The organism is Nocardia sputi, assembly GCF_023501985.1.
In genome coordinates, this window is record NZ_JAMFLC010000013.1 from 80,240 (window position 1) to 101,073 (window position 20,834).

Below are 20,834 nucleotides of genomic sequence, written 5' to 3' on the forward strand. Positions count from 1 at the left end.
GCCGCTACACTTCCGATATGGCGGCCCGCCGAAAATTCGGTGGTATCGAGGTTGACCTGAGCAACCTCGACAAGGTGCTGTATCCGGCCACCGGAACCACCAAAGGCGAGGTCATCGCCTACTATTCGGCCATCGCACCTGCCATGTTGCCGCATCTCGCCGGGCGGGCGGTCACCCGGAAGCGCTGGCCCAACGGGGTCGAGGAACCGTCCTTCTTCGAGAAGAATCTCCCGTCGCATGCTCCGTCCTGGATCGAGCGGCGCTCCCTGCGGCATTCCGATCGCAAGGTCGTGTACCCGCTGATCGATTCCGAAGCCGGGCTGGCCTGGCTCGCGCAGCAGGCCGCGCTGGAAATCCATGTGCCGCAGTGGCGTTTCGCCGGTGCCGACATGGGTCCGGCGAGCAGGCTGGTGTTCGACCTGGACCCGGGCAAGGGGGCCGGTCTCGCCGAATGCGCCGAGGTGGCGCTCGCGGTGCGGGAGATGGTCGAGGGCATCGGGTTGCACGCGTTCCCGGTCACCAGCGGCAGCAAGGGAATACACCTCTACGTGCCGTTGGATCGGGAGTTGAGTTCAGCCGGCGCGTCGACGGTGGCCAAACAGGTGGCCACGAATCTGCAACGGCTGCACCCGGAGTTGGTCACGGCGACGATGGCGAAGGCGGCTCGGGGCGGCAAGGTCTTCCTCGACTGGAGTCAGAACAACTCCGCCAAGACCACCATCGCGCCCTACTCGTTGCGAGGGCGGACAGAGCCGAACGTGGCCGCCCCGCGCACGTGGGAAGAGATCGAGAACCGGAAGAAGCTGAGACATCTGCGGTTCGATGAAGTGCTGGCCAGGTACCGTACGGACGGTGACCTGCTCGCCGAGCTGGATCCGCCGTTGGCGCGCGACGACTCGTCCACGGCGCAGGCAGGCCCGGACGCGCTGACGCGGTATCGATCGATGCGTGATCCGTCCCGCACGCCCGAGCCCGTCCCCGCCGAGTCACCTGAGCCGGGGACGAACAACCGCTACGTCGTTCAGGAACATCATGCGCGTCGCCTGCACTGGGATGTGCGGCTGGAGCGTGACGGGGTCCTGGCGTCCTGGGCGGTGCCGAAAGGCCCGCCGACCTCCACCGATCAGAACCGCCTCGCCGTGCACACCGAAGACCATCCGCTGGAGTATCTCGATTTCCACGGCGCCATCCCCAAGGGCGAGTACGGCGGTGGCGAGATGAGGATCTGGGACTCCGGCACCTACGAAACCGAGAAGTGGCGTGACGACGAGGTCATCGTGCGGTTCCACGGTAAGCGGCTCACCGGCCGGTACGCGTTGATCCAGACCAACGGCAACCAGTGGCTGATGCATCTGATGCGGGAACAGAGCGGAGCCGTACCGCGGGAGGAGCCGGACCAGCCGTCGGGCCGGATCATCCGGCCGTCCAACGGTCCCGGGCCGCTTCCACGTGGTTTGTCGCCGATGCTCGCGACTCCCGGCGACGTCGCGGAGCTCGGCGCGGGCGAGTGGAGCTTCGAGACGAAGTGGGACGGCTTCCGGCTGATCGCCGAGATCGATGTCGGCGCGATCACCTTGCGCAGCCGGGCGGGTAACGTCGTGACCGACCGCTACCCCGGCATCGTGGCGTTGTCGCGGGAACTGTCCGGCCACCGAGTGGTGCTGGACGGCGAGGCGGTCGTCTTCGACGACCATGGCGTCGCGAATGTCGCTCTGCTGCAAGCCGATGCGGCGCGGGCGGTGTTCGTCGCGTTCGACGTGCTGTATCTCGACGGCACCTCGCTGCTGCGCAAACGATATTCCGATCGCCGCAGGGTGCTCGAGGCGCTCGCCGCGAACGCTCCGTCGCTGGTGGTGCCGCCGCGACTGGACGGCCCTGGCGCGGAGGCTCTGCGCTTCAGCCGAGAGCACGGGCTCGAAGGGGTGATCGCCAAACGCAAGGATTCGGTGTATCTGCCGGGCAAGCGCGGGCATGCCTGGGTGAAACAGCGCAACTGGCGCACCCAGCGGGTGCTGATCGGCGGCTGGCGGCGCAGCACGGCACGGGACTTCAAATCCCTGTTGATCGGCATTCCGCACGACGGGCAGCTGTATTACGTCGGGCGGGTCGGCACCGGTTTCAGCGAGCCGGACATGCGGGAACTGGCCGCGCGGCTGCGCGAACTGGAACGCGGGACCTCGCCGTTCGACAACGACCTCACCGCCGAAGAACGCAAGGAGGCGGTGTGGGTGACGCCGGAAATAGGTGGCACCGTGCGGTTCATGAACTGGACCGAGGCGGGGCGAATGTGGCACCCGGCGTGGCTCGGCGCGGCGCCGGACGTGCGCGACGCTGGGTAGGGTTGTTGTTCCCAGCGCGAAACGAGGAGTGCACGGTGGACTTCAAGAACCTGGCAGGCAAGGCCATGGACCTGGCCCAGAAGAACGCGGACAAGCTGGACGCGGTGATCGACAAGGCGGGTGACCTCGTCGATGAGAAGACAGGCAAGAAGTACGCCAGGCAGGTCGACTCCGCCCAGGACGCCGCGAAGAAGGCTTTGCGGAAGCAGTGAGTTCGGAACGGGATCCGGCCACGGCCATGGCCGGATCCCGTTCAACTGTCAGTTGGTCGCCGCCAGCAGCGGGGTGATGGTGGCGCTGTCGGTCACCAGCGCATGGCCCTGGAATTCGAAGTCGTCATAGGCCCGCGCCATGGCCTCTTTGTCCCGGCCGCCGACCGCGTCGCTGATCACCACCGGGACGAAACCCAGATCGGTGGAATGCGTGACCGTAGGCGCGATCCCGATCTCCAGCGCTACGCCCGCGATCGCGTAGGCGCCGATGCGCAGGTCGCGCAGCATCGAGGCCAGCGGAGTCCCTTCGAACGCCGACATCGAGGTCTTGTCGAACACCACCTCGTCCGCTCTCGGCCGCAGCTCGGGAACCAGCTCGAAGGCCGGTGTGTCGCGTTGCAGGATGAAGCGCACCTTGTCCACCGAATCCACCTGCTGCCAGCTCATGGCCATGCGCAGCGCGAAGGCTCCGCTGAGGCGCTCGGGCAGGAAGAAATGGCGTAGGAAGATCACCGGGTAGCCACCCGAGCGCGCCGCATCGACCACTCCCACCACGCGTTCGATGATCTCCGGCCCGTCCGGCAACTGGCTGAGCACGCCGACCTGCATGTCGTAAACGATCACCGCCATCCGGTCCGGGGCGCACAGGTCGGCGAGTCCTTCGGGGATGTCCAGTCCGTTGCCATGCCGCATGCTCGGCTACTCCTCTTCGTGGCGCTCGCGCCGCGGACGGATCGCGCCCGACGGCTATTCGATTGCGCTGGGGGGATTTTCGCCAACACTGTAACCACCCCTGCGGACAGCTGAGGCGGTGGGTGTGACCTGCGATCGACCGTTGCCGGAGCGATCGGCCTCGAAGTACCGTTGAAGTCTCGAGGTCAGGGTGAACCGGCACCCACCGTACGGGACACCTGTCGCCTCTCGGGACTGGGGAGGCCCTGATGAAGGATGTTCACGGAGCGCTTGTCCTCGCGCGAGCCGGCAACCGGCCTGTGTGCGCAGCGATCCCGCGAGTGCTTCTGTCCGCGCTGATCGTTCTGTTCGCCGGCCTCAGCGCCGCACCGGAGGCGTACGCCCAGCTACTACCGCCGGACCAGGACCCGTTCTACGCGGCTCCCGCGGATGTCGGTAGGTACCGCAACGGCGCCGTGCTGGATAGCCGCCCGATCGCCTTGTTCGGGCTACCTTTGCCGATTTCGGCATGGCAGGTGAAGTACCGGACCACGGACGCGAGCGACGATCCCGTCGCCGGTGTGGCCACCGTGATGGTCCCGATGCTGCCCTGGTTCGGCCCCGGCGTCCGGCCACTGCTGTCGTACCAGGTACCCGAGGACAGTCTCGGCATCCGGTGCGCGCCGTCGTACGCGCTGCGCGGCGGCTGGGACACCGGCACGGTGAACACACTGATCGACACGCCGTTCATGGCCGAGGCGCTGCGACGCGGGTGGGCAGTGGTGGTCAGTGACTACGAGGGGCCGCGATCGCGGTTCCTCGACGGCGTGAACTCCGGACGTGGTGTGCTGGACGGTGTCCGGGCGGCCCGCGACTTCCCGCAGGCCGGACTCGGACCCGCGACGCCCGTCGGTGCCTGGGGCTACTCGGGTGGTGCGTTCGCCACGCTGTGGGCCGCGCAGATCCAGCCGCAGTACGCCCCGGACGTGCGGTTCGCGGGGATTACCTCAGGTGGCGTTCCAGCGGATTGGCCTGCCATAGCCGATGGCGCGGACGGTACGGTGCAGGCGGGGCTGGCGATGCTGATCTTGTTCGCGATCGCCCGCAACGATCCCGGCGCGGGCGTGCTGGAGTTGCTCAACGATCGCGGGCGCGCGGCACTGGTCGAGGACGGCGCGGCCTGCGGATCCGATCTGGTGCCGAAGTACGTCGGCGCGCGGGTCGAGGATTTCGCCCTCGTCCCGGATCTGCTCGCGCATCCGGCCTTCCGGGCCGCGACCGATGCCCAGGAACTCGGCGGCAGCGCGCCCGAGGCGCCGATGTACCTGTACCACAGCCGCACCGACGACGTGATTCCCGTGGCGGGTTTCACCGACTTGGTCGGCCGGTACTGCGCGCAGGGAGCGAGCGTCACCTCGGTGCACTCGATGCTGCCCACCCACAATCCGGCGGCGATCGGCGAGGCGCCCGGCGCGATGAACTTCCTCGCAGACCGGTTCGCGGGCCTGCCGGTGGCTCCCGGCTGCCGTGAACGGTGAGCGGTGAGCGCCGCAGCGTCGGTCACGCCAAGGCGCGCGCTACAGCCGCTGACGGATTCGGTCGCCTGCTCGGCTGCGCCTGGGGGCCGCGCCGGCTCCGCGAACACGAGAGCGCACCGAATCACAGTCGATTCGGTGCGCGTCGTGCCTCGAGGGCACGGGTCAGTTCTGCGGACGGCCGGTGGTGTCCATCCACTTCGTGGTGCCGGGCGGCGCGGCGAGGGTGCTGATCAGATCGATACCGGCGATGATCAGAGCCGGTCCGCCGACGACGACGGTCCCGATGATGCCGCCGATGCCCGCGCCCGCGAGCACGGTGCCGATTCCGATGGGGCCGCCGATGAGGCCGGTCAGCCCGACGATCGCTCCGATGACCGTGCCGATGAATCCGCCGACCGCGGTGGCGATGCCGAACTGCGACAGGAACGCGTCCTGCGCCCGCTGGTTCTCGAACGGCGACGCGACCGGTGTGGCCGCCGGGCGGGCCTGCGCCGCATCCTTCACGACGGTCAGCTCGAGCACCCGGCCCGCGTCGCGCACAACGTGGGGCATGGGATATTCGAGCCCGTCCTGCCGGAAGGCGAGCGGCAGCGTGACCGCGACGTTTCCGGCGGTGTCCTTGATGTCCACGGCGCCGGCGCGCGCCTCGAACGTGCCCGCGGTGAGCGTCGTGACGATCTTGTTCCCGACCAGTTGCGCTTCGTAGCCGATGTCCGGCACCGGCGCCGCGGCCGGTTGCGCGTGCGTGACGCCCGCTCCTACCGTGAGCGCGGCGATCAGTGGCGCGACTGCGGCGGTGACTTTCCGGAGAATCATTCTCGGTTCCAATCTTCATCAGGTTTCGAGCAATAGAGAACGCGGCACACGCCGAAAATCCTTCCCCCACTGGCGTGTAGATCCGTGATGTGATCAAGAAGACAGCTACTTCTGAGTGGTAACTGTACTGTGGCTGAGGGGGTTTAGGACCTTATTTTCAGGGGTAATCTTCCGCTTTTTTCCACCTATCCAGTGTTATAGCTGATAGCTATTCCACGGCAAGGGTGTTGGAGGTTCGGCCGCTTCGGTCGTGGTCGTTGAATGCGGCGCGGTGAAATCCTCGGAACGGATTGTCGATCTCGGTAGATCCCACGGAGGTTCACGAAAGAAATGTCGCGGTACATCAGGGGCTTTCGATCGCATCCCCGGAGGCGTGGGTGTGTGGCGACATCACCCGGCGCGCGGGATCGCGCAGCAAGCGGCGCGATCCGGGCCGCCCCACCGCTTGGTCGGGCACATGACAATCGGCTCTGCACTCCAGTGCCGGGACGAACCTGTCAGCACTACCGATTGGTTTCCGTCGAAACGTGACCCGGGTGGGCTTGCAAATACTCGGCGAATCTCGGGGCCATAACTTCGCCAGGACTGTCAGCTCTTTCGGTGTGTGTTCAGAACAGCAAGTGCAGAGCAATGGAGCCGAGGCAGACGCCGACGATCAGCGCGAGCGCCAGCGCGTCGCGCAGGCCGGGAGCGCTGGGGTGGGCGGTGAGCTGCCCGGTGCCGCCGCGCGCGGTGATCGCCTCACCCAGTTCACCGGCACGGCGGGTGGACACCGCCATGGCCGCGGTGAGGATGTCGATGAGCGGGTTGTCGGCGGCTCGGGCGTGCATGCCGTCCTTGGGGCGTAGGCGACGAGCGGCCCGCAGTACTCGAATCTCCTCCATGAGCAGCGGCAGACCGCGGAGGGTGAGCGCCACGACGACGGCCCACTCGTCCACCGGGATCCGAAGTCTGCGCAGCGGCGCACCCAGCTTGGCGAGAGCGGGGGCGATATCGCCCATCGGCGTGGTCCACGCGATGAGGAACGAGGCGGCGATCAGGATCAGGGTGAAGGTCGCGATCTGCGCGTAGCGCAGCACCGCCGCCCCGCCGACCGGCACGGTGATCAGGCCTCCGACGACGAACAGCGCCCAGAACCACCAGGGCAGACGCGGCAGTGTGCCCAGCGGCAGCCGGGCGGCGACGCCGACGAACACGAGGAACGCCGTCATCACACCGAGCACCGGCCAGGACGGCAGGAACATCAGCACCAGGCTGATCAGGAACACTCCGATCATCTTGGTACCCGCCCACAGGCGATGCACCGGGCTGGCGACGGGCACTTGGCGCAGCAGGACGGTGCTCATGATCGACCTCCGTGCTCGAATCGCCACGCTGTCTCACCCGTGGCGCGCAATGCTCCTTGCCCGGGATCTGCTTGCGCCGCGGCCTTGCGCGCCGCCGGCGTGGCGTCCCATGCGGCCTCCGCGCTCAGAATGCGTCCCGAGCGCAGGTGTACCGTGCGGTCGCACACCGCTGCCATGTCGGCCACGTCGTGCGAGATGACGATCAGCGTCAATCCGGAATCCCGCAGGCGCGCGAGCAACTCCACGATGTCGGCCCTGCCCTCCGGGTCGAGGCCGGCCAGTGGTTCGTCGAGCACGACCACCTGAGGATGGCTGGCCACGATCGCGGCGAGAACCACGCGTTTGGCCTGGCCGCCGCTGAGTTCCTCGATCGAGCGCGCGGCCAGTGACCGGTCCAGCCCGACCGCGTCCAGCGCGCGCCCGACCGCACCGGAGCCCGTTGCCCGGCCGCCCCAGTCCGCGATCTCCGCGCCGACGGTCTGCTTCTGCAATTGCAGGCGGGAATGCTGGAAGGCCAGCTCCACCCGGCCGATCTGTTTGCTGATCGGCTTGCCGCGCAGTTCGCAGCGTCCGGAACTCGGTTCGATGAGGCCCGCCATGATCCAGGCGAGGGTGGACTTGCCCGAGCCGTTCCCGCCGACGATGAGCAACGCCTCACCCTGCCGGACGGAGAGGTCGACGCCGTGCAGGGCGGGCGCTTCCCACGGCGTCGCGCGGTTGTAGGTGTGCCGGACATCGCGCAGTTCGAGGATCGGCTCGCCCATCGGCCTGCGCCGGGTGTCGCGCACCGGACGTGGCCACGCGGGCAGCCGCTCGACCGACCGTCCCGCCGCCAGGTGCACGATGCGGTCCGCGGCCGCGGCGTCGGCTTCGTGGTGGGTCACCAGCACCACGGCCATCGGATGCCGTTTCGGCAGCGCGGCCAGCAGTTCCACCAGTTCCCGGCGCCCGTCCGGATCGACCATCGAGGTCGCTTCGTCGGCGATCAGCAGTGCGGGCCGCCGGGCCAGCGCCGCCGCGACCGCCAGCCGCTGCTGCTGTCCGCCGGACAGCGTGGCGGTCTCCTTCGCCCCCATTCCGGCGAGACCGACTTCCTCGAGCAATCCGTCGACGTCCACTTCGGCGGCCAGCCGCTGGGGCAGTCCCCACACGACGTCGTCGGCGACGAGCACGCCGAGGGTCTGGCTCTCCGGTCGCTGCAATACCAGCGCCGTCCCCCCGAGCCTGCCGAGTCCGGCCGACCCGGGACGCTGCACCGATCCCGAGGTCGGCGGTAATCCGGCGAGCAGACGGGTCAGCGTCGACTTGCCCGAACCGTTGTGCCCTACCACGGCGACGAATTCGCCGACCTCGACGGTCAGGTCGATCTCGCGCAGCGCCTCGCGCATCGCGCCGGGGTAGCGGAAACCGGCATCGCGCAGCGTGACCGGCAACGGCGCGATGGGCCGATCGTCCAGCGGTGCGTCGAGCCGGTCCCGGCCGGGCAGCCAGGCGAGCCGGTCCAGCACCGAGCCGAGGACGTACCAGGAGAACATGCCGGTGGCCACCATGCCGAGCGCGATGCCGCCGCCGATCCAGACCCACCACCAGCGCAGCACCGCGTCGGTCAGGTCCGCCACGAACTGCCCCAGCGGCGCCAGTTGCGCCTCACGCGCGAGATCCTGCAAGCCGCGCGAGAGGTTGCGGATGTTGTCGAAGAACAGGTTGCGCACGGTGGACAGCACCAACAGCGATCCGACGGCGAACGCCGCCCAGGCCAGCCCGGCAAGCAGCGAGAGCCCGAACACCGCGACGACACCACCCCCGCGCCGCTTCACCGTGCCGATGATCCCGCCCATGGTCGCCGCCGCGACCAACGCCGTCGCCGACGCCATACCGGCCGCGACGAAGGTGACCAACGTCGCCGCGATCGTCGCGGTGACCAGGGCGCGCAGGCGGAACCGGTGCGCGATCAGCCCGATCGGGACCGCGGCGACCAGCTGCAGGGCGGCGGCGAACGGGACCACCGATCCGACGGTCACCAACCCGACGGTGGCTCCGCCCAGCACCGCGCCGGTGGCCAGCTCGATCGGACGCAGCGGCCCCCGCACATCCGGGTCGCCCGGACGGGGCAGTTCATTCACAGCACAAGTCTGCCAGCCCGGCGAGGTCGGCCGGGTCAGGGCGAATTCGAGTGAGGCTCTCGACGCCGCCGTCCGTCACGAGACCGGTGTGAGGGTGTAGTGGCTTGGGTCGAGGCGACGGGTGTGGCGGCGGTAGCTGGTCTGCGAGCCGGGCCAGTTGTTGGTGATGCGGCCCGCGGCGTTGCGGTACCAGCTGGAGCAGAAGTTCCACGGCGTCCGGGCCAGGCGTTGCTGGAGAGCGGTGTTGTAGTGCTCCTCCAGATCGGCGCGAACGTCGACGCAGTGGCCGGGGTGGTCGGCGAGCAACTGCACGGCCTGGCGGATGTAGCGGGTCTGCGACTCGATCATGTAGATGATCGAGCCGACGCCGAGATTGGTGTTCGGGCCGTAGACCAGGAACAGGTTCGGGAAGTCGGGCACGGTGATGCCGTAGTACGCGTGCGCGCCGTCGGCCCAGGCGTCGGCCAGCTTGCGGCCCCCGCGGCCGTAGATGTCCATCGGCCACAGGAACTCCGTGCCCTTGAAACCGGTGCCGTAGACGATCACGTCCGCCTCGTGCGTGACTCCGTCGGCGGTGCGTACGCCCTGCGGGGTGATCGCGCTGATCGCCGTGGTCTCCACCCGCACGTTCGGTTGGGTGAGCGCGGGGTAGTAGTCGTTGGAGAACAGCGCGCGCTTGCATCCGATCGGATAGCCGGGCGTGAGCTCGGCCCGCAATCGCGGGTCCTCGACCTGTTTGGCGAGGTGCCGGGAGGCGATGCGGCCCACCAGCCGTGCGATGGCAGGGACCTCCACCAGCCCGAGGGAGACGAACTCCGCGATCGACCACCACCCGAACCGCTCGGCCAGCAGCGCGCCCGGTACCCGCGCGAACAGGTTGTGCTGGATCGGCGAGTAATCGGTGTCGAACTTCGGGATCACCCATGCGGGAGTGCGCTGGAACAGCGTGAGGTGGGCGACCGTGGGCTGGATTTCCGGGATGTACTGCACGGCGCTGGCTCCGGTGCCGACGCAGGCGACGCGTTTGCCGCTCAGGTCGACGTCGTGGTCCCACTCGGCCGAATGGAACGACGGGCCCGCGAAGGTGTCGATGCCGGGAATGTCGGGCATGGACGGACGCGACAGCTGACCCACCGCAGAGATCAGCACGTCCACGATCCGGGTATCCCCGTCGGCGGTGCGGACGGTCCACCGACCGGTGGCGTCGTCGAACTCGGCGTCGGTGACGCTCGTGCCGAAGCGGACCGACTCCAGCACGCCGTGCCGTTCGGCGACGCCGCGCAGGTATTCGTGGATGGCGGCACGCCCGGAATACCGCTGCGGCCAGTCCGGCTTGGGTTCGAACGAGTACGAGTACAGCGGGGACGGCACGTCGCAGGCCGCGCCGGGGTAGGTGTTCTCCCGCCACACGCCGCCGATGTCCTCGGCGCGCTCCAGAATGATGATGTCGTCGAAGCCGTTGCGGCGCAGTTCGACCGCCATGCCGATGCCGCCGAAGCCCGCCCCGATGACGAGGATCGATGGCCGACGGCGCCCTGTCATGTGACACTCCTCACTCCGACCGTAGCTGACTCCACTGTAGGAGCCGCCGTGCCGTCGTATAGAGAAATTCGGCCATAATGTCCGCGTGGAGCGGGTACAGGATCCGGACATCCGCGATTGGAACTTTCCGCGCGGCGTGGCCAGCGTGGCGCTGATGGTCGGCTACGCGGCCGAACACGGCGTTCCCGCCGCCCCCATGCTGCGCGGCACCGCGCTCACCGAGCAGCAATTGCGCGATCCGGACGCACAGATCGATGCGCACACCGAGCTGGCGGTCGTGCGCAATCTCGTCCGTGAGCTCGCCGGCCGGCCCGCGCTGGGCGTGGAGATCGGTCGCCGCTACCGGATCACCACCTTCGGCATCTTCGGCTTCGCCTGCGTCAGCAGCCCGACGCTGGGTGAAGCGATCAGCTTCGCGCTGCGTTATCTGGACCTCAGCTTCACGTTCTGCCTGCCGGTGGCCGAGTGGGGCGACAGCGAGTTCGTCGCGGTGGTGCACGACGAGTCGGTGCCGACGGACGTGCGCCAATTCCTTGTCGAACGCGACGTCACCGCGATGCATCGGGTGATGAGCGATCTGCTCGGCACCCCCTTGCCGCTGACCAGGGCGGAATTCCGTTTTCCCGCGCCCGCTCACGCGGACCGAATCATGGACGTCACCGTGGTCGCGCCGCGTTTCGGGATGCCGCGCAACCTGTTCGCGATCGAGCCGATGCTGCTGGAACAACCGTTGCCGCAGGCCAACGAGCACACCTGGGCGATGTGCCTGGCGCAGTGCCGTGATCTGGTGCACCGCCGCAGGGCCCGCACCGGCATCGCGGCCGAGGTACGCGAGCGGCTGGTGCCGCGCGGCGGCGCGGACGGGTTCGCCGCGCCGCCCGGCATCGACGCGGTGGCGAACGATCTCAACATGAGCACGCGCACGCTGCGGCGTCATCTGGACGCGGCGGGCACCAGCTATCGCGCGTTGCTGGACGAAGTACGGCGCGCTCTGGCAGAGGAAATGCTCACCGCCACACCGCTTTCGGTGAGCGATGTGGCGATCCGGCTCGGCTATGCCGAAGCCTCGACTTTCATCTTCGCCTTCAAAAGGTGGACCGGTAACACGCCGGCGGCCTACCGCCGGGAGCGCGCCGTCCGGCGTTAGGCGCCTTCGCCGCGGCCGCTCCGGCTGCCGGTGTAGGCCAGCTCGCGGATCTTGCCGACGGCTTTCGGGAACAGCTCCACCTCGGGCGGATGGTTCAGCATCGGATCGAAGTAATCCGTTCGGTGCTCGGCGGATTCCGCGGGACGCAACGTGAGTTCGGCGACCCGCCAGGCCGATCCGACGAGGCGGCTCGCGGTGAGGGTGAAGCTCACCAGGTCTTCGTTCAAGTGGGCTTGCATCGACTCGAGCGACGCCGAGGCCGGTTGAACGCTGTCCGGTTCGGCGAAGAACCAGGTCGGCGCGGAGTTGTCGATCCGGTAGGGCATCAGGCAGCCGTAGCGTGCGCTGGCCCAGCCGCGCGCCGGGGTGATCACGAAGCGGCCGAGTGGTCCCCGGCCGGTGGTGGCCAACGCGAAATCCCAAGGCTGGTCGTCATGGCCGAGCACCCGGAAGGCCAAGCCCAGGACATCGGGCAGTCCGTCCGGCATCCCGACACCCTTGGACAGCCGTGCGATCACCGCGCGATCACCGGGGCCGAACAGCGGCTCGAACTCGGGTTCCGCGTGCAGACGACCGGCCAGGTGCAACCCGTTCGGGTGGAATACCCGCGCATGCCGGATCCGTGCTCCGGCCGCGAACGCGTTCTTCACCACTGCGGCTGGTAGATCGACCATGGTGATCCTCCCGGGTAGGCGTCGTGTGCCTCCCGATTGCCCCGGCTCGTGCCAGGTAAACCGCGCTCAGGCCGGTTGCACGCCGATCCGGCCGCTCATCGGAACGGACCGGAAATGGGTGGTGAGCCGGTGGTCGTCATCGATGACGTGCAGCGAGACCGCCGGGTCAGGGGCGTAGTCCATGACGTGATCGGGCAGGTCGAGTTCCCACTCGCCGCTCAGCACCGACGCGGTGCTGGGGGCGACCAGCAGCGGGCGTCCCCCGAACGTGGTGGTCGCGGCCGAATGCGCGTGGCCGGTGAGCACGGCGACGATCCGGTCGTCACCGGCGACCAGGTCGGCCAGCCGCTGCGGGTCGGCGAGGGAGATCTCGTCGACGATCGGGCTGAACAGGTGCGCGGGGGGATGGTGCAGCGCGAGCAGGATCGGCTTGCCCGCGGGCGCGGCGTCGAGCACCTCGCCCAGCCACCGGTAGGTCTCCTCGGCGAGTCGACCGCCTGCCTCGCCCGGGACGCTCGAATCCAGCAGCGCGATGGTGAGATCGCCGATGCGGTGCACGTGGTTGATCGGTGCGTCGGAGGTGGGCTCGCCGAGCAGGCCGGTGCGGAACCCGGCGCGGTCGTCGTGATTGCCGGGGATGGCGTACACCGGGGTCTCGGCTTGGAACGCGAGCTTGGCCTCCGCGTACTGCTCGGGTTTGCCGGATTCGGTGACGTCGCCGGTCACCAGGATGGCATCGGGTCTGCGGCGCAGGCCGGCGAGGAACGCCATGACCCGCTGGACACGTTCGGCGTTGCGGGTGCCGAGATCGAAATGTGTGTCGCTGACCTGAGCCACCAGGATCATCGGCATTCGCTTTCGCTAGGGGTTCGCTGCACTGCGTCAGAGTGTGCGCGCGTCGCGCCCGCCGCACGCCATCAGGCTAATTGACCTGCGTATTACGCGTCGCCATGACGCTCGCCACCGCGCGAATGATGTCCGCCGGTATGTGCGGAGAGTCACATTGTGAAGTGTGTGGTGGTGCTGGTCGGGGCTCCGTATCGAGCGGTCCCGGCACATGGAAGGTGGCGCCGATGCCCGTGCTTTTGGAAACGTCAGGATGCGGGCGGTTCGGACACCGCGTCGGAGAGGGTGCGCAGGGCGCGCAGGAAAACGCGGCGGTCCGATGCGGGAAGCCGTTCGAGCAGGCGGTCCTCGCCGGCCTGGATGTCGTGCTGGGCGCGGTCGCGCAGATCGCGGCCCGCGTCGGTGAGCGACACCAGGTTGACCCGCCGGTCCGTGGGGTCCGGCTCGCGGGTGATCAGTCCCCGGCGCTGGAGTTCGTCGAGCACGCCGATGATGCGGGTCTTGTCCGCGCCGATCGCCTTGGCCAGCGCCGCCTGGGTGTGGACGGGTTCGGAGTCGAGGCCGAGCAGCACGGCGTAGCCCCACATCGACAGCTCGTGGCGCTCCAGCACGGGCAGCTCCAGGGCCATCAACGCCCGGCCGAGCGGCACGAGCATCGCGGCGAGATCGGGACGGACGTTCGGCATGGATCGACGATACTGCTTGGCAAATCGTACGCTTAAGCTTACTATAAGCTCATGCTTACTGAATCTATGGAAGATATGCGCGCCCGTCACGCCCGTTCGGTTCGATTGACCGTGGACGTCGTCGCCCGCGTGCGCCCTGATCAGCTGGATGCCGAAACCCCTTGCACTGGTTGGCGTCTACGTGACCTGCTGGAACACATGACCGCGCAGAATCACGGCTTCGCCGCTGCCGCGCGGGGCGGCGACGATCCCGGGGTCTGGGCTGTCCGCACGTCCGCCGATCCGGTCGCCGCCTATCTCGCCTCCGCCGACGACGTGGTCGCCGCCTTCGCCGCGCAAGACGTCTTCGAGCGCTCGCTGGCGTTTCCGGAAGCGCCTGGCCACCCTGTTCCCGCCACCCAGGCGATCGGCTTCCACCTGGTGGACAGCGTCGTCCACGCCTGGGACGTCGCACGATCGATCGGAGAAACCGTCACTCCCGATCCGGCCGTAGCCGAAGCGGCGCTGAACATAGCCCTCGCCGTCCCCGACGGCCCCGAACGGTCCGCCCCCGGTTCGGTCTTCGCGCCGGCGCTGTCCGTCCCGGAACAATCCTCGACGCTCGACCGCATCCTCTTGCTCCTCGGCCGCTCCCCGAACTGGCCGAGCTGACCGTCCGCCCGTCGCTCCCAAGGCTTTCCGCTGCTCGCACCGGCGGCGAATATGTGCACAGCCCGCCTGGGGATGACTGTGGAGGAAACGGAGTCGACGCCCAGGTGACCGACACCGGGCTGTAAGCGGAAGGGGATCGCGGGCGGGGTCAGCCGAGGGTAGGCAGCAGGCCGGCGGCGTGGGCGAGGGTCGCCGGGTCGGCGGATTCCCCCGGCGGGCCCCAGAACTCGGTGTCGGGTTCGGCGGTCAACCTCAGTTCCGGCGGGGTGCGCCAGGAGGCGGTCAGGCCCAGGCGCCAGGAATGCAAGTAGGTCCGTTGGTGGGCGCCGGAGCGATCGAACAAGGGGTCGCCGACGATCGGATGTCCGGTCCAGGCGAGATGGACGCGAATCTGGTGACGGCGGCCGGTGACGGGGCGCAGCGCGAGGACAGTGTGCGCCGGGGCGCGCAGCACGGTCACGAAATGGGTGAGCGAGGGATAGTTCTTGGCGGGCAGCAGGTCGGTGTCCTCGACGAACCAGCGGCCCTCCCGGCAGCGGATGCTTTCGCGCGCGGCCGCGATGCGCACCCGGTTCTTGCGTCCCACGCTGAGCGGCAGATCGATCACGCCGGAATCGGGCAGGCCGGTGGCCGCGACGACGGCCAGATACGCCTTGTCGGCGGTCTGTTTGTTGAACTGCCTGGTCAGCTCACCGTGCGCGGGCAGTTCCTTCGCGAAGAGGATCAGGCCGGAGGTCACCTTGTCGATCCGGTGCACCGGATAGAGCGTTTCACCGGAGGCGGCCGCCAACTCGACGAGGTCGGTATCGTGGCGCTCCCCGGTGACGGAGATTCCGGCGGGTTTGTGCAGAGCCAGAATCGCCGCGTCCTCCTCGACGAGGGAACGCGCGCGCAGCTGTGACCAGTCGGTGTCCACCGGACGAGCCTAGGGCGGCTGTGGTCGGCTGCGGCACGCGGTCGCGGCTACCTGCCGTTCTTGCCGTTACGGCGGAGCAGGTGCGGGCGCAGGCGATTGAAGCCGCGCACCCGGACGCTGCGCAGGTGCTTGATGGTGAACGAAGGGTCGCCCTCCAACGCGGCGGCGGCGTGGTCGTCGATCAGGACGGTGCCCGGCCGCGCGACGCCGGTGAGCCGGGACGCGATGTTCACCACCGAGCCGTACAGATCTCCGAAGCGTTGCAGGACCGGGCCGTAGGCGATGGCGACACGCAGGTCCGGGGTGCCGCCGACCATCATGGTCGACTCCTGGATGGCCAGGGCGGTGCGGGCGGCCTCGGTGGCGCTCTCGGTGGCGAACATGACTTCGTCGCCGACGTTCTTGATCACCCATCCGCCGTTCTCGGTGATGGCGGCGGTGGTGGTGGATTCGAACGCCTCGAGCAGCATGGACAGCTCGTCGGGGTGCAAATGCCTGGTCAGCCTGGTGTAGCCGACCATGTCGGCGAAACCGACGGCCAATTCGCGCACCGACTCACCCGCGCTCGTCCCCGGGTCGAGCGAGCGCGACAGCGCCGCGGCGAGATGCCGTCGCCACGCGTAGATGTTCAGCTGCTCGAGCGTGGCGATGGCGCCTTCGGTGGCGATGCGCACGGCCTCCTCCGGGTCGGCGGCGGGGTCCATGCTCGCGATGCGCTCCTCGATCTCCGCCAGCACCAGGTCCACCTGCCATTCGGCCAGCCGCGCCATGCCCTGGCCGAGCGTGCGCGCGGTCGCCGACTGCTGCCGGGTGTCCGCCGCGGCCAGGACGGTCAGCTGCTCGAAGTTGCGAACCGCGGCGACGTCGGCGTCGGCGTAGTCGACCGCCGCGTCTCCGATACTCGACGGGAAACCGAGCGCCAACCACAATCGCTTCGTCAGCGCCGTCGTCGTCCCGGACCGCTCCGCGACCTCGGTGCGGTCGTACCGGCGCGCTCCGTCGAGCAAATAGGACTCGACGATCGACCGCACCAGCTCGGACCTCTCGGTGGGCACCATGATCGGTACCTTACGGGCCACCTCCGAAGAGTCCGCGTCCATTGGGTGAGTTCACATAACTCCGTCTACCCGAGGTCGAGTTCGGCCCCGCACCGACAGCGTGTGCGTCCTCTGTGACCACCGAGACGGTCCCCGCCGTGCCGTGGTCGGTACACCCGCGCGCCGGCGGCGGGTATGCGCTTGGGCGCGAACGGATTCGATCGCGCAGCGCCAGGGCTAGGTGGTGGTGGACGGAGTGCGTCCGCGGAAGGTGCGGCGGAGGTCGTCGACCCATTCGGCCGGTATTTCCCACGGGATGAAGTGCCCGCCGTGGTGGTGGGCGGTGAGGTTGACGTGGTTGTACCAATCGCCGCGGTCGCTGTCGAGGAAGCTTTGCACCCGGCGGTCGGTGGTGACGCCGGGCGGGTTCTCGTAGCCGACGAAGGTGATGCCGGTGGGAGCCTCGACGGGGGGCTGCCGGTCGTGCGAAGGGCGCCACGGGTAGCGATTGTTGTTGGCGTAGGTGCGGATCGAAGAGCCGATGGAGTTGGTGACCCAGAAGATCATCGCGTGGGTGAGCAGGTCGTCCTTGCTGAAGACGGACTCGATGTCGCCGCCGTTGTCGCTCCAGCTCACCCAGCGTTGCAGGATCCAGGCGAGCAGTCCGGCGGGCGAGTCGGACAAGCCGTAGGCGAGGGTGCTCGGTTCGAGCACATGCGCGGCCAGGTGGACGGCGAAGCGCCGTTCCAGCGCGATGATCCGGGCGCGCACGTCGGCGGGCAGGCCGTCCGGAATGGGTCTGCCGCCGGTGATGTCCCAACCGCGGTCGCCGTCGAACAGGGTGAGCTTCTGGCCGGAGCCGATGTGGATGCCGTACAGCTCGTCGGCGTACTTGTGCCCGAGCTGCCCCGTGACCAGCGCGCCGACATCACAGCCCGCCGCGGCGTACTTCGTATGACCGAGCGTCTCGGTCATGAGAACGTGCCAGAGGTCGGCGACCTTCCAGAAGTTCATGTCCGGGTTATCCGGCAGCGGCGCGGAGAATCCGAACCCGGGGAACGAGGGGACGATCACCTCGAACGCATCGGCAGGGTCGCCGCCGAATGCCGCGGGGTCGGCCAGCGGGTCGACAACCTTCGCCCAGTGCCAGAATGTCCAGGGCCACCCGTGGGTGAGGAGCAACGGAGTCGGGTTCGGCCCGGCGCCCGGCTTTCGCATGAAATGCACCGGCACGCCGTCGGTCTCGACGAAGTAGTGCTCGTAGGCGTTGATCGCGGCCTCGGCGGCGCGCCAGTCGTGACCGGTGCGCCAGTACTCGACCAGTTCCTGGAGATAGGTCCGCGATACGCCGTAGGACCAGTCCTCATTACCCGCGTCGACCGGCCAGCGCGTCAACTCGAGTCGTCGCCGCAGGTCGGTGAGCACCTCGTCGGACACATGAATGGGCGTGGACTCCAGCGGGAACGGCCGCTTCTCGACTCCACGGGAACGCTCATGACTCACCGGGCCAGTATGCTCCGCGCGTTCTCCGTGTTCGGCGTCAGTTCACCCGACGCTGCCGATCAGTCGTGTCCTTTTCCGGTGTGCGGAGAAGGCGGATTTGATCACGGAGGTCATCGCAACCCTCGGCGCACCGCGATAACGTCGGGCCGACGGATGGATCTCTGATCGGAGGGCGCTGTGGTCAAGACCGGAGGGGCTGCGAAGCTCGAGGTCACGGAGGGTGCGCTGACGCACGGCATGCCGTACTTCGCCATCGGTTCGGGTCGGCCACTGGTGTTCCTCCGGTGGTTCACCCCCGACCACGCGAATCCGCACGGTTGGATGCGTGACTCCGAGATCAAGGTGCTGCGGCCGCTGGCCGGGCACTTCCGCGTCTTCGCGGTGGGCCGCGCGCCCGGCATGGCCGAGGGCATCACGATGGCCGAGATCGCCGCCGAGCACGCGGACGCGCTGCGCGGCGAGTTCGGCGAGCCGGTCGACGTGCTCGGCATCTCCTCGGGTGGTTCGGTGGCATTGCAACTCGCCGCCGACCATCCGCGAGTCGTGCGCCGCCTTGTCGTCGCATCATCCGGATGCCGTTTGGATCCGGCCCTCAAGGAAGGGCAGATGCGTTACGCCGAAGCCGCTTTGCAGGGGCGGCGGGCGATGCACCACTTGGCGTCGAGCGCCGTGTCCTCGCCCGTCGCCGCCCGCTTCGCGGCGGCCGCCATGTGGCTGATCGACCCGTTGACCCGTCCCCGCAACCCTGCCGACACGCACGCCTTCCTGCGCGCAGAAGACGCGTTCGACCTCACCGAGCGCCTCGGCGACATCCAGGCGCCCACTCTCGTGATCGGCGGCGAACGAGACGCCGCCTACAGCCTGGGCACCTTCCGCCGCACCGCCGACGGGATTCCCGATTCCCGCCTCGTCATCTATCGCGGCGCCGGCCACATGGGCGCGGTCAAACATCCCCGCTTCGCCGCCGACGTCACCGACTTCCTCACCCGGCCTGCCTGACCCCGTCACCGGCTTCGCCGGCGCGGTCGCTCCTCGCCCAGGCCGAGGCCGAGGCCGCTGTGCATCGGCCGTGGTCACTGCGAACCTGTTCTGGCTTCGTCCGACCGGTGGTCAGGGTTTGGGGGTGGGGGTCCAGTAGCCGCGGCGGCGGTTCCGGATGGCTGCGCGGGCGGCCGTGTGGAGGCGTTCGGCCAATTCGGCGGGAGCCGACAGGTCGTCCCACATCCAGCGGACGACCGTCCAGCCGAGGGCTCGGAGTCGCTCGTCGCGCAGCTCTCGCGCGGTGATTGCCTGCGCGTCGGGTGAGAGGCCGCCTGACGCGGCTCGGCGGTCGGGTTTCCCGTCGAACTCGCCGACCACGCCGAGGTCGGGGAACAGGAAATCGACGCGACCTACGCATATCTCGTTTTCGGAGAAGACGCGCGCGTGCAGCTCGGGAGCGGGGAAGCCGCGTTGGCGCAGCAGGATCCGGCTGCGGGATTCGCCGACGCTCTCGCTGCGGCCGTCCAGGAAGTCCAGGACCAGGGCAGCTCGGCGGCATCCGGGCCGCTGCCGGGCCCGGCGGAGGTGTTCGCGCAGTTCGGTGGTGGTCGTCAGACCCTGACGCAGTGCGGAATCGCCCACGGCCACCGACTGTTCGAAGCCTTCCGAGCGCGCGATATCGAGGACGGTGCGCGCCGGGGTGGTCACGCATACGTTGTCGACCAGGGTGATCTCGTCGGGCTCCACCCGGGCGGAGTGGACCACGACCCGTCTGCTCAGCCGGCCGCCGTTGATTCGATTCCTGGTCAGATGGACGCGGTCGAGCCGAATGCCCCAAGTGGGCAGCCCGTGCAGCACTGCCGCGGAGCAGTGGCTCGTGATGGCGGAGTCGGACGTGGACTCCGCGGTCGCCAGCGTCAGCAGCAGATGCCGACCGGGCGCACCGAGCCCGGATCGCGGCGCGGTCAGATAGTGCCCGGCCCGCAGCCGCTGCCATTGTCCGGTCCGGCACAGCCGATACAGCGCCTTGTCGGACAGACCCGATGCCAGCGCTTGCCGACGCGAGATCAGTTGCGGTGCTTCCATACCGACGATCGTGATCGATCACCGCCCGGGAGACGCCCGCCGCTGCGGTGAATGTGGACAACTCGCGGGCTGTGGACAACCGCCATGCGGAATCAGCCCATCTGCGTCATGCCCGCCGCCACCACCCGCGCCACGTTCAGCACTTCGTCGGCGGTGGGCAGTGGCACACCGTCGAGGGCGTGCAGCCGGTCCGTGCTGGCGATGGCGAACATCGCCGAGACCCAGGCCGCGGCACACGCGCGCAGGGTTCCCGGGTGGACCGGTCCGGGGGCGCTCGCCTGGAGCACCTTGGCGGTCACGTCGAGCATCTGATCGCGCAGGCGGCGCAGCTGCCGCCGGACGTCGGGGTGGGTGTCGGCCTCCCGCCACAGGATCACCCGCAGCACCGACGAGTGGTGGTCGCGCAGGTTCAGCGCGGCATCGAGGTTGACCAGGCTCGCCGCCGGATCGCCAGGCGTCACCACCGTGCCGATGTCGTCGATCGGCTGCGCGGGCACCCGCTCGGACATCAAGGCGGACAGGATCGAATCCTTGGTCGGGAAGTAGTAGAAGACGAGTCCTTTGGGGACACCGGCCGCGGCGGCGATGGCCGCCGTCGCGGTGGCGTCGAATCCCTGCGCCGCGAAGAGTTTCTCCGCGGCGTCGAGGATGAGCTGCCGGGCGTCGCCGTCGGCTTTCGCGCTGCGGCGACGCCCGGCGCGCCGGGTCTTCGGCATCTG

At 68.7% G+C, this 20,834-nt stretch carries 19 protein-coding genes; 6 read left to right on the forward strand and 13 right to left on the reverse strand.

Annotated features, from left to right (window positions below; translation table 11 throughout):
* Nucleotides 1-17: 17 nt before the first annotated feature.
* Nucleotides 18-2,339: an ATP-dependent DNA ligase gene (locus tag M8859_RS17505; protein ID WP_249644549.1), complete on the forward strand. Its 2,322-nt coding sequence runs from the start codon at nucleotides 18-20 to the stop codon at nucleotides 2,337-2,339.
* 35 nt (nucleotides 2,340-2,374) lie between these two features.
* Entirely contained in the window at nucleotides 2,375-2,551 is a 177-nt protein-coding gene (locus M8859_RS17510) for an antitoxin (protein ID WP_236565475.1), read from the forward strand.
* A 48-nt stretch (nucleotides 2,552-2,599) separates the two neighbouring features.
* On the opposite strand, the gene M8859_RS17515 is transcribed toward M8859_RS17510, so the two are convergent.
* Nucleotides 2,600-3,244, reverse strand: a complete 645-nt coding sequence (locus M8859_RS17515) for a cysteine hydrolase family protein (protein ID WP_159924998.1) — start codon at nucleotides 3,242-3,244, stop codon at nucleotides 2,600-2,602.
* Nucleotides 3,245-3,492: 248 nt separating this feature from the next.
* On the opposite strand from M8859_RS17515, the gene M8859_RS17520 reads away from it, so the two are divergent.
* Nucleotides 3,493-4,761 carry a lipase family protein gene (locus M8859_RS17520; RefSeq protein WP_249644550.1) on the forward strand — a complete coding sequence of 423 codons (1,269 nt, stop codon included), beginning with the start codon at nucleotides 3,493-3,495 and terminating at the stop codon, nucleotides 4,759-4,761.
* 162 nt (nucleotides 4,762-4,923) lie between these two features.
* Here the strand turns inward: M8859_RS17520 and M8859_RS17525 are convergent, their stop codons facing one another.
* The 4 genes from M8859_RS17525 to M8859_RS17540 form a co-directional block, all read right to left on the reverse strand.
* Nucleotides 4,924-5,577, reverse strand: coding sequence for a DUF8020 domain-containing protein (locus M8859_RS17525; protein ID WP_159924994.1), 654 nt, complete (start codon nucleotides 5,575-5,577; stop codon nucleotides 4,924-4,926).
* A gap of 608 nt (nucleotides 5,578-6,185) precedes the next feature.
* Nucleotides 6,186-6,923, reverse strand: a complete 738-nt coding sequence (locus M8859_RS17530; protein WP_249644551.1) for an energy-coupling factor transporter transmembrane component T family protein — start codon at nucleotides 6,921-6,923, stop codon at nucleotides 6,186-6,188.
* Nucleotides 6,920-9,046, reverse strand: a complete 2,127-nt coding sequence (locus tag M8859_RS17535; RefSeq protein WP_249644552.1) for an ATP-binding cassette domain-containing protein — start codon at nucleotides 9,044-9,046, stop codon at nucleotides 6,920-6,922. Before M8859_RS17535 ends, M8859_RS17530 begins: the two co-directional genes overlap by 4 nt.
* 75 nt (nucleotides 9,047-9,121) lie before the next feature.
* Entirely contained in the window at nucleotides 9,122-10,588 is a 1,467-nt protein-coding gene (locus tag M8859_RS17540; protein ID WP_249644553.1) for a flavin-containing monooxygenase, read from the reverse strand.
* Between the two features lie 85 nt (nucleotides 10,589-10,673).
* On the opposite strand from M8859_RS17540, the gene M8859_RS17545 reads away from it, so the two are divergent.
* Nucleotides 10,674-11,735, forward strand: a complete 1,062-nt coding sequence (locus M8859_RS17545; protein WP_249644554.1) for an AraC family transcriptional regulator — start codon at nucleotides 10,674-10,676, stop codon at nucleotides 11,733-11,735.
* Here the strand turns inward: M8859_RS17545 and M8859_RS17550 are convergent.
* The 3 genes from M8859_RS17550 to M8859_RS17560 form a co-directional block, all read right to left on the reverse strand.
* Nucleotides 11,732-12,409: a phosphodiesterase gene (locus tag M8859_RS17550; RefSeq protein ID WP_159924986.1), complete on the reverse strand. Its 678-nt coding sequence runs from the start codon at nucleotides 12,407-12,409 to the stop codon at nucleotides 11,732-11,734. The genes M8859_RS17545 and M8859_RS17550 overlap by 4 nt on opposite strands.
* Nucleotides 12,410-12,475: 66 nt before the next feature.
* A complete protein-coding gene (locus M8859_RS17555; protein WP_249644555.1) occupies nucleotides 12,476-13,261 on the reverse strand; it encodes a metallophosphoesterase in 786 nt (261 codons plus the stop codon).
* 242 nt (nucleotides 13,262-13,503) lie between these two features.
* The gene (locus M8859_RS17560; protein ID WP_195070341.1) at nucleotides 13,504-13,941 is read right to left on the reverse strand and encodes a MarR family winged helix-turn-helix transcriptional regulator; all 438 of its coding nucleotides are present in this window, start codon (nucleotides 13,939-13,941) and stop codon (nucleotides 13,504-13,506) included.
* A gap of 51 nt (nucleotides 13,942-13,992) precedes the next feature.
* On the opposite strand from M8859_RS17560, the gene M8859_RS17565 reads away from it, so the two are divergent.
* Nucleotides 13,993-14,592 (forward strand): TIGR03086 family metal-binding protein, encoded by a 600-nt coding sequence (locus M8859_RS17565; protein WP_223520477.1) that lies wholly within the window; start codon nucleotides 13,993-13,995, stop codon nucleotides 14,590-14,592.
* A 148-nt stretch (nucleotides 14,593-14,740) separates the two neighbouring features.
* On the opposite strand, the gene M8859_RS17570 is transcribed toward M8859_RS17565, so the two are convergent.
* The 3 genes from M8859_RS17570 to M8859_RS17580 all read right to left on the reverse strand — a co-directional run bounded on the left by M8859_RS17570 (nucleotide 14,741) and on the right by M8859_RS17580 (nucleotide 18,048).
* Nucleotides 14,741-15,508, reverse strand: a complete 768-nt coding sequence (locus M8859_RS17570) for an RluA family pseudouridine synthase (protein ID WP_195070342.1) — start codon at nucleotides 15,506-15,508, stop codon at nucleotides 14,741-14,743.
* Between the two features lie 47 nt (nucleotides 15,509-15,555).
* Complete coding sequence (locus M8859_RS17575; protein ID WP_159925167.1) at nucleotides 15,556-16,566, reverse strand: adenylate/guanylate cyclase domain-containing protein; 1,011 nt, start codon at nucleotides 16,564-16,566, stop codon at nucleotides 15,556-15,558.
* 216 nt (nucleotides 16,567-16,782) lie between these two features.
* The gene (locus M8859_RS17580; protein ID WP_195139945.1) at nucleotides 16,783-18,048 is read right to left on the reverse strand and encodes an epoxide hydrolase family protein; all 1,266 of its coding nucleotides are present in this window, start codon (nucleotides 18,046-18,048) and stop codon (nucleotides 16,783-16,785) included.
* Between the two features lie 177 nt (nucleotides 18,049-18,225).
* On the opposite strand from M8859_RS17580, the gene M8859_RS17585 reads away from it, so the two are divergent.
* Nucleotides 18,226-19,047: an alpha/beta fold hydrolase gene (locus tag M8859_RS17585; RefSeq protein ID WP_249644556.1), complete on the forward strand. Its 822-nt coding sequence runs from the start codon at nucleotides 18,226-18,228 to the stop codon at nucleotides 19,045-19,047.
* 111 nt (nucleotides 19,048-19,158) lie between these two features.
* Here M8859_RS17585 and M8859_RS17590 read toward each other — a convergent pair whose 3' ends face one another.
* Complete coding sequence (locus tag M8859_RS17590) at nucleotides 19,159-20,115, reverse strand: type IV toxin-antitoxin system AbiEi family antitoxin domain-containing protein (RefSeq protein ID WP_195139946.1); 957 nt, start codon at nucleotides 20,113-20,115, stop codon at nucleotides 19,159-19,161.
* Between the two features lie 92 nt (nucleotides 20,116-20,207).
* Complete coding sequence (locus M8859_RS17595; protein WP_321209918.1) at nucleotides 20,208-20,831, reverse strand: TetR/AcrR family transcriptional regulator; 624 nt, start codon at nucleotides 20,829-20,831, stop codon at nucleotides 20,208-20,210.
* Nucleotides 20,832-20,834: the final 3 nt, after the last annotated feature.

What these genes read in the sequence shown, in the direction of transcription:
- M8859_RS17590 (WP_195139946.1), bottom strand. Translation starts at nt 20,115, where the DNA reads ATGGAAGCACCGCAACTGATCTCGCGTCGGCAAGCGCTGGCATCGGGT.
- M8859_RS17550 (WP_159924986.1), bottom strand. Translation starts at nt 12,409, where the DNA reads ATGGTCGATCTACCAGCCGCAGTGGTGAAGAACGCGTTCGCGGCCGGA.
- M8859_RS17530 (WP_249644551.1), bottom strand. Translation starts at nt 6,923, where the DNA reads ATGAGCACCGTCCTGCTGCGCCAAGTGCCCGTCGCCAGCCCGGTGCAT.
- M8859_RS17520 (WP_249644550.1), top strand. Translation starts at nt 3,493, where the DNA reads ATGAAGGATGTTCACGGAGCGCTTGTCCTCGCGCGAGCCGGCAACCGG.
- M8859_RS17560 (WP_195070341.1), bottom strand. Translation starts at nt 13,941, where the DNA reads ATGCCGAACGTCCGTCCCGATCTCGCCGCGATGCTCGTGCCGCTCGGC.
- M8859_RS17575 (WP_159925167.1), bottom strand. Translation starts at nt 16,566, where the DNA reads ATGGTGCCCACCGAGAGGTCCGAGCTGGTGCGGTCGATCGTCGAGTCC.
- M8859_RS17515 (WP_159924998.1), bottom strand. Translation starts at nt 3,244, where the DNA reads ATGCGGCATGGCAACGGACTGGACATCCCCGAAGGACTCGCCGACCTG.
- M8859_RS17505 (WP_249644549.1), top strand. Translation starts at nt 18, where the DNA reads ATGGCGGCCCGCCGAAAATTCGGTGGTATCGAGGTTGACCTGAGCAAC.
- M8859_RS17525 (WP_159924994.1), bottom strand. Translation starts at nt 5,577, where the DNA reads ATGATTCTCCGGAAAGTCACCGCCGCAGTCGCGCCACTGATCGCCGCG.
- M8859_RS17540 (WP_249644553.1), bottom strand. Translation starts at nt 10,588, where the DNA reads ATGACAGGGCGCCGTCGGCCATCGATCCTCGTCATCGGGGCGGGCTTC.
- M8859_RS17555 (WP_249644555.1), bottom strand. Translation starts at nt 13,261, where the DNA reads ATGCCGATGATCCTGGTGGCTCAGGTCAGCGACACACATTTCGATCTC.
- M8859_RS17595 (WP_321209918.1), bottom strand. Translation starts at nt 20,831, where the DNA reads ATGCCGAAGACCCGGCGCGCCGGGCGTCGCCGCAGCGCGAAAGCCGAC.
- M8859_RS17565 (WP_223520477.1), top strand. Translation starts at nt 13,993, where the DNA reads ATGCTTACTGAATCTATGGAAGATATGCGCGCCCGTCACGCCCGTTCG.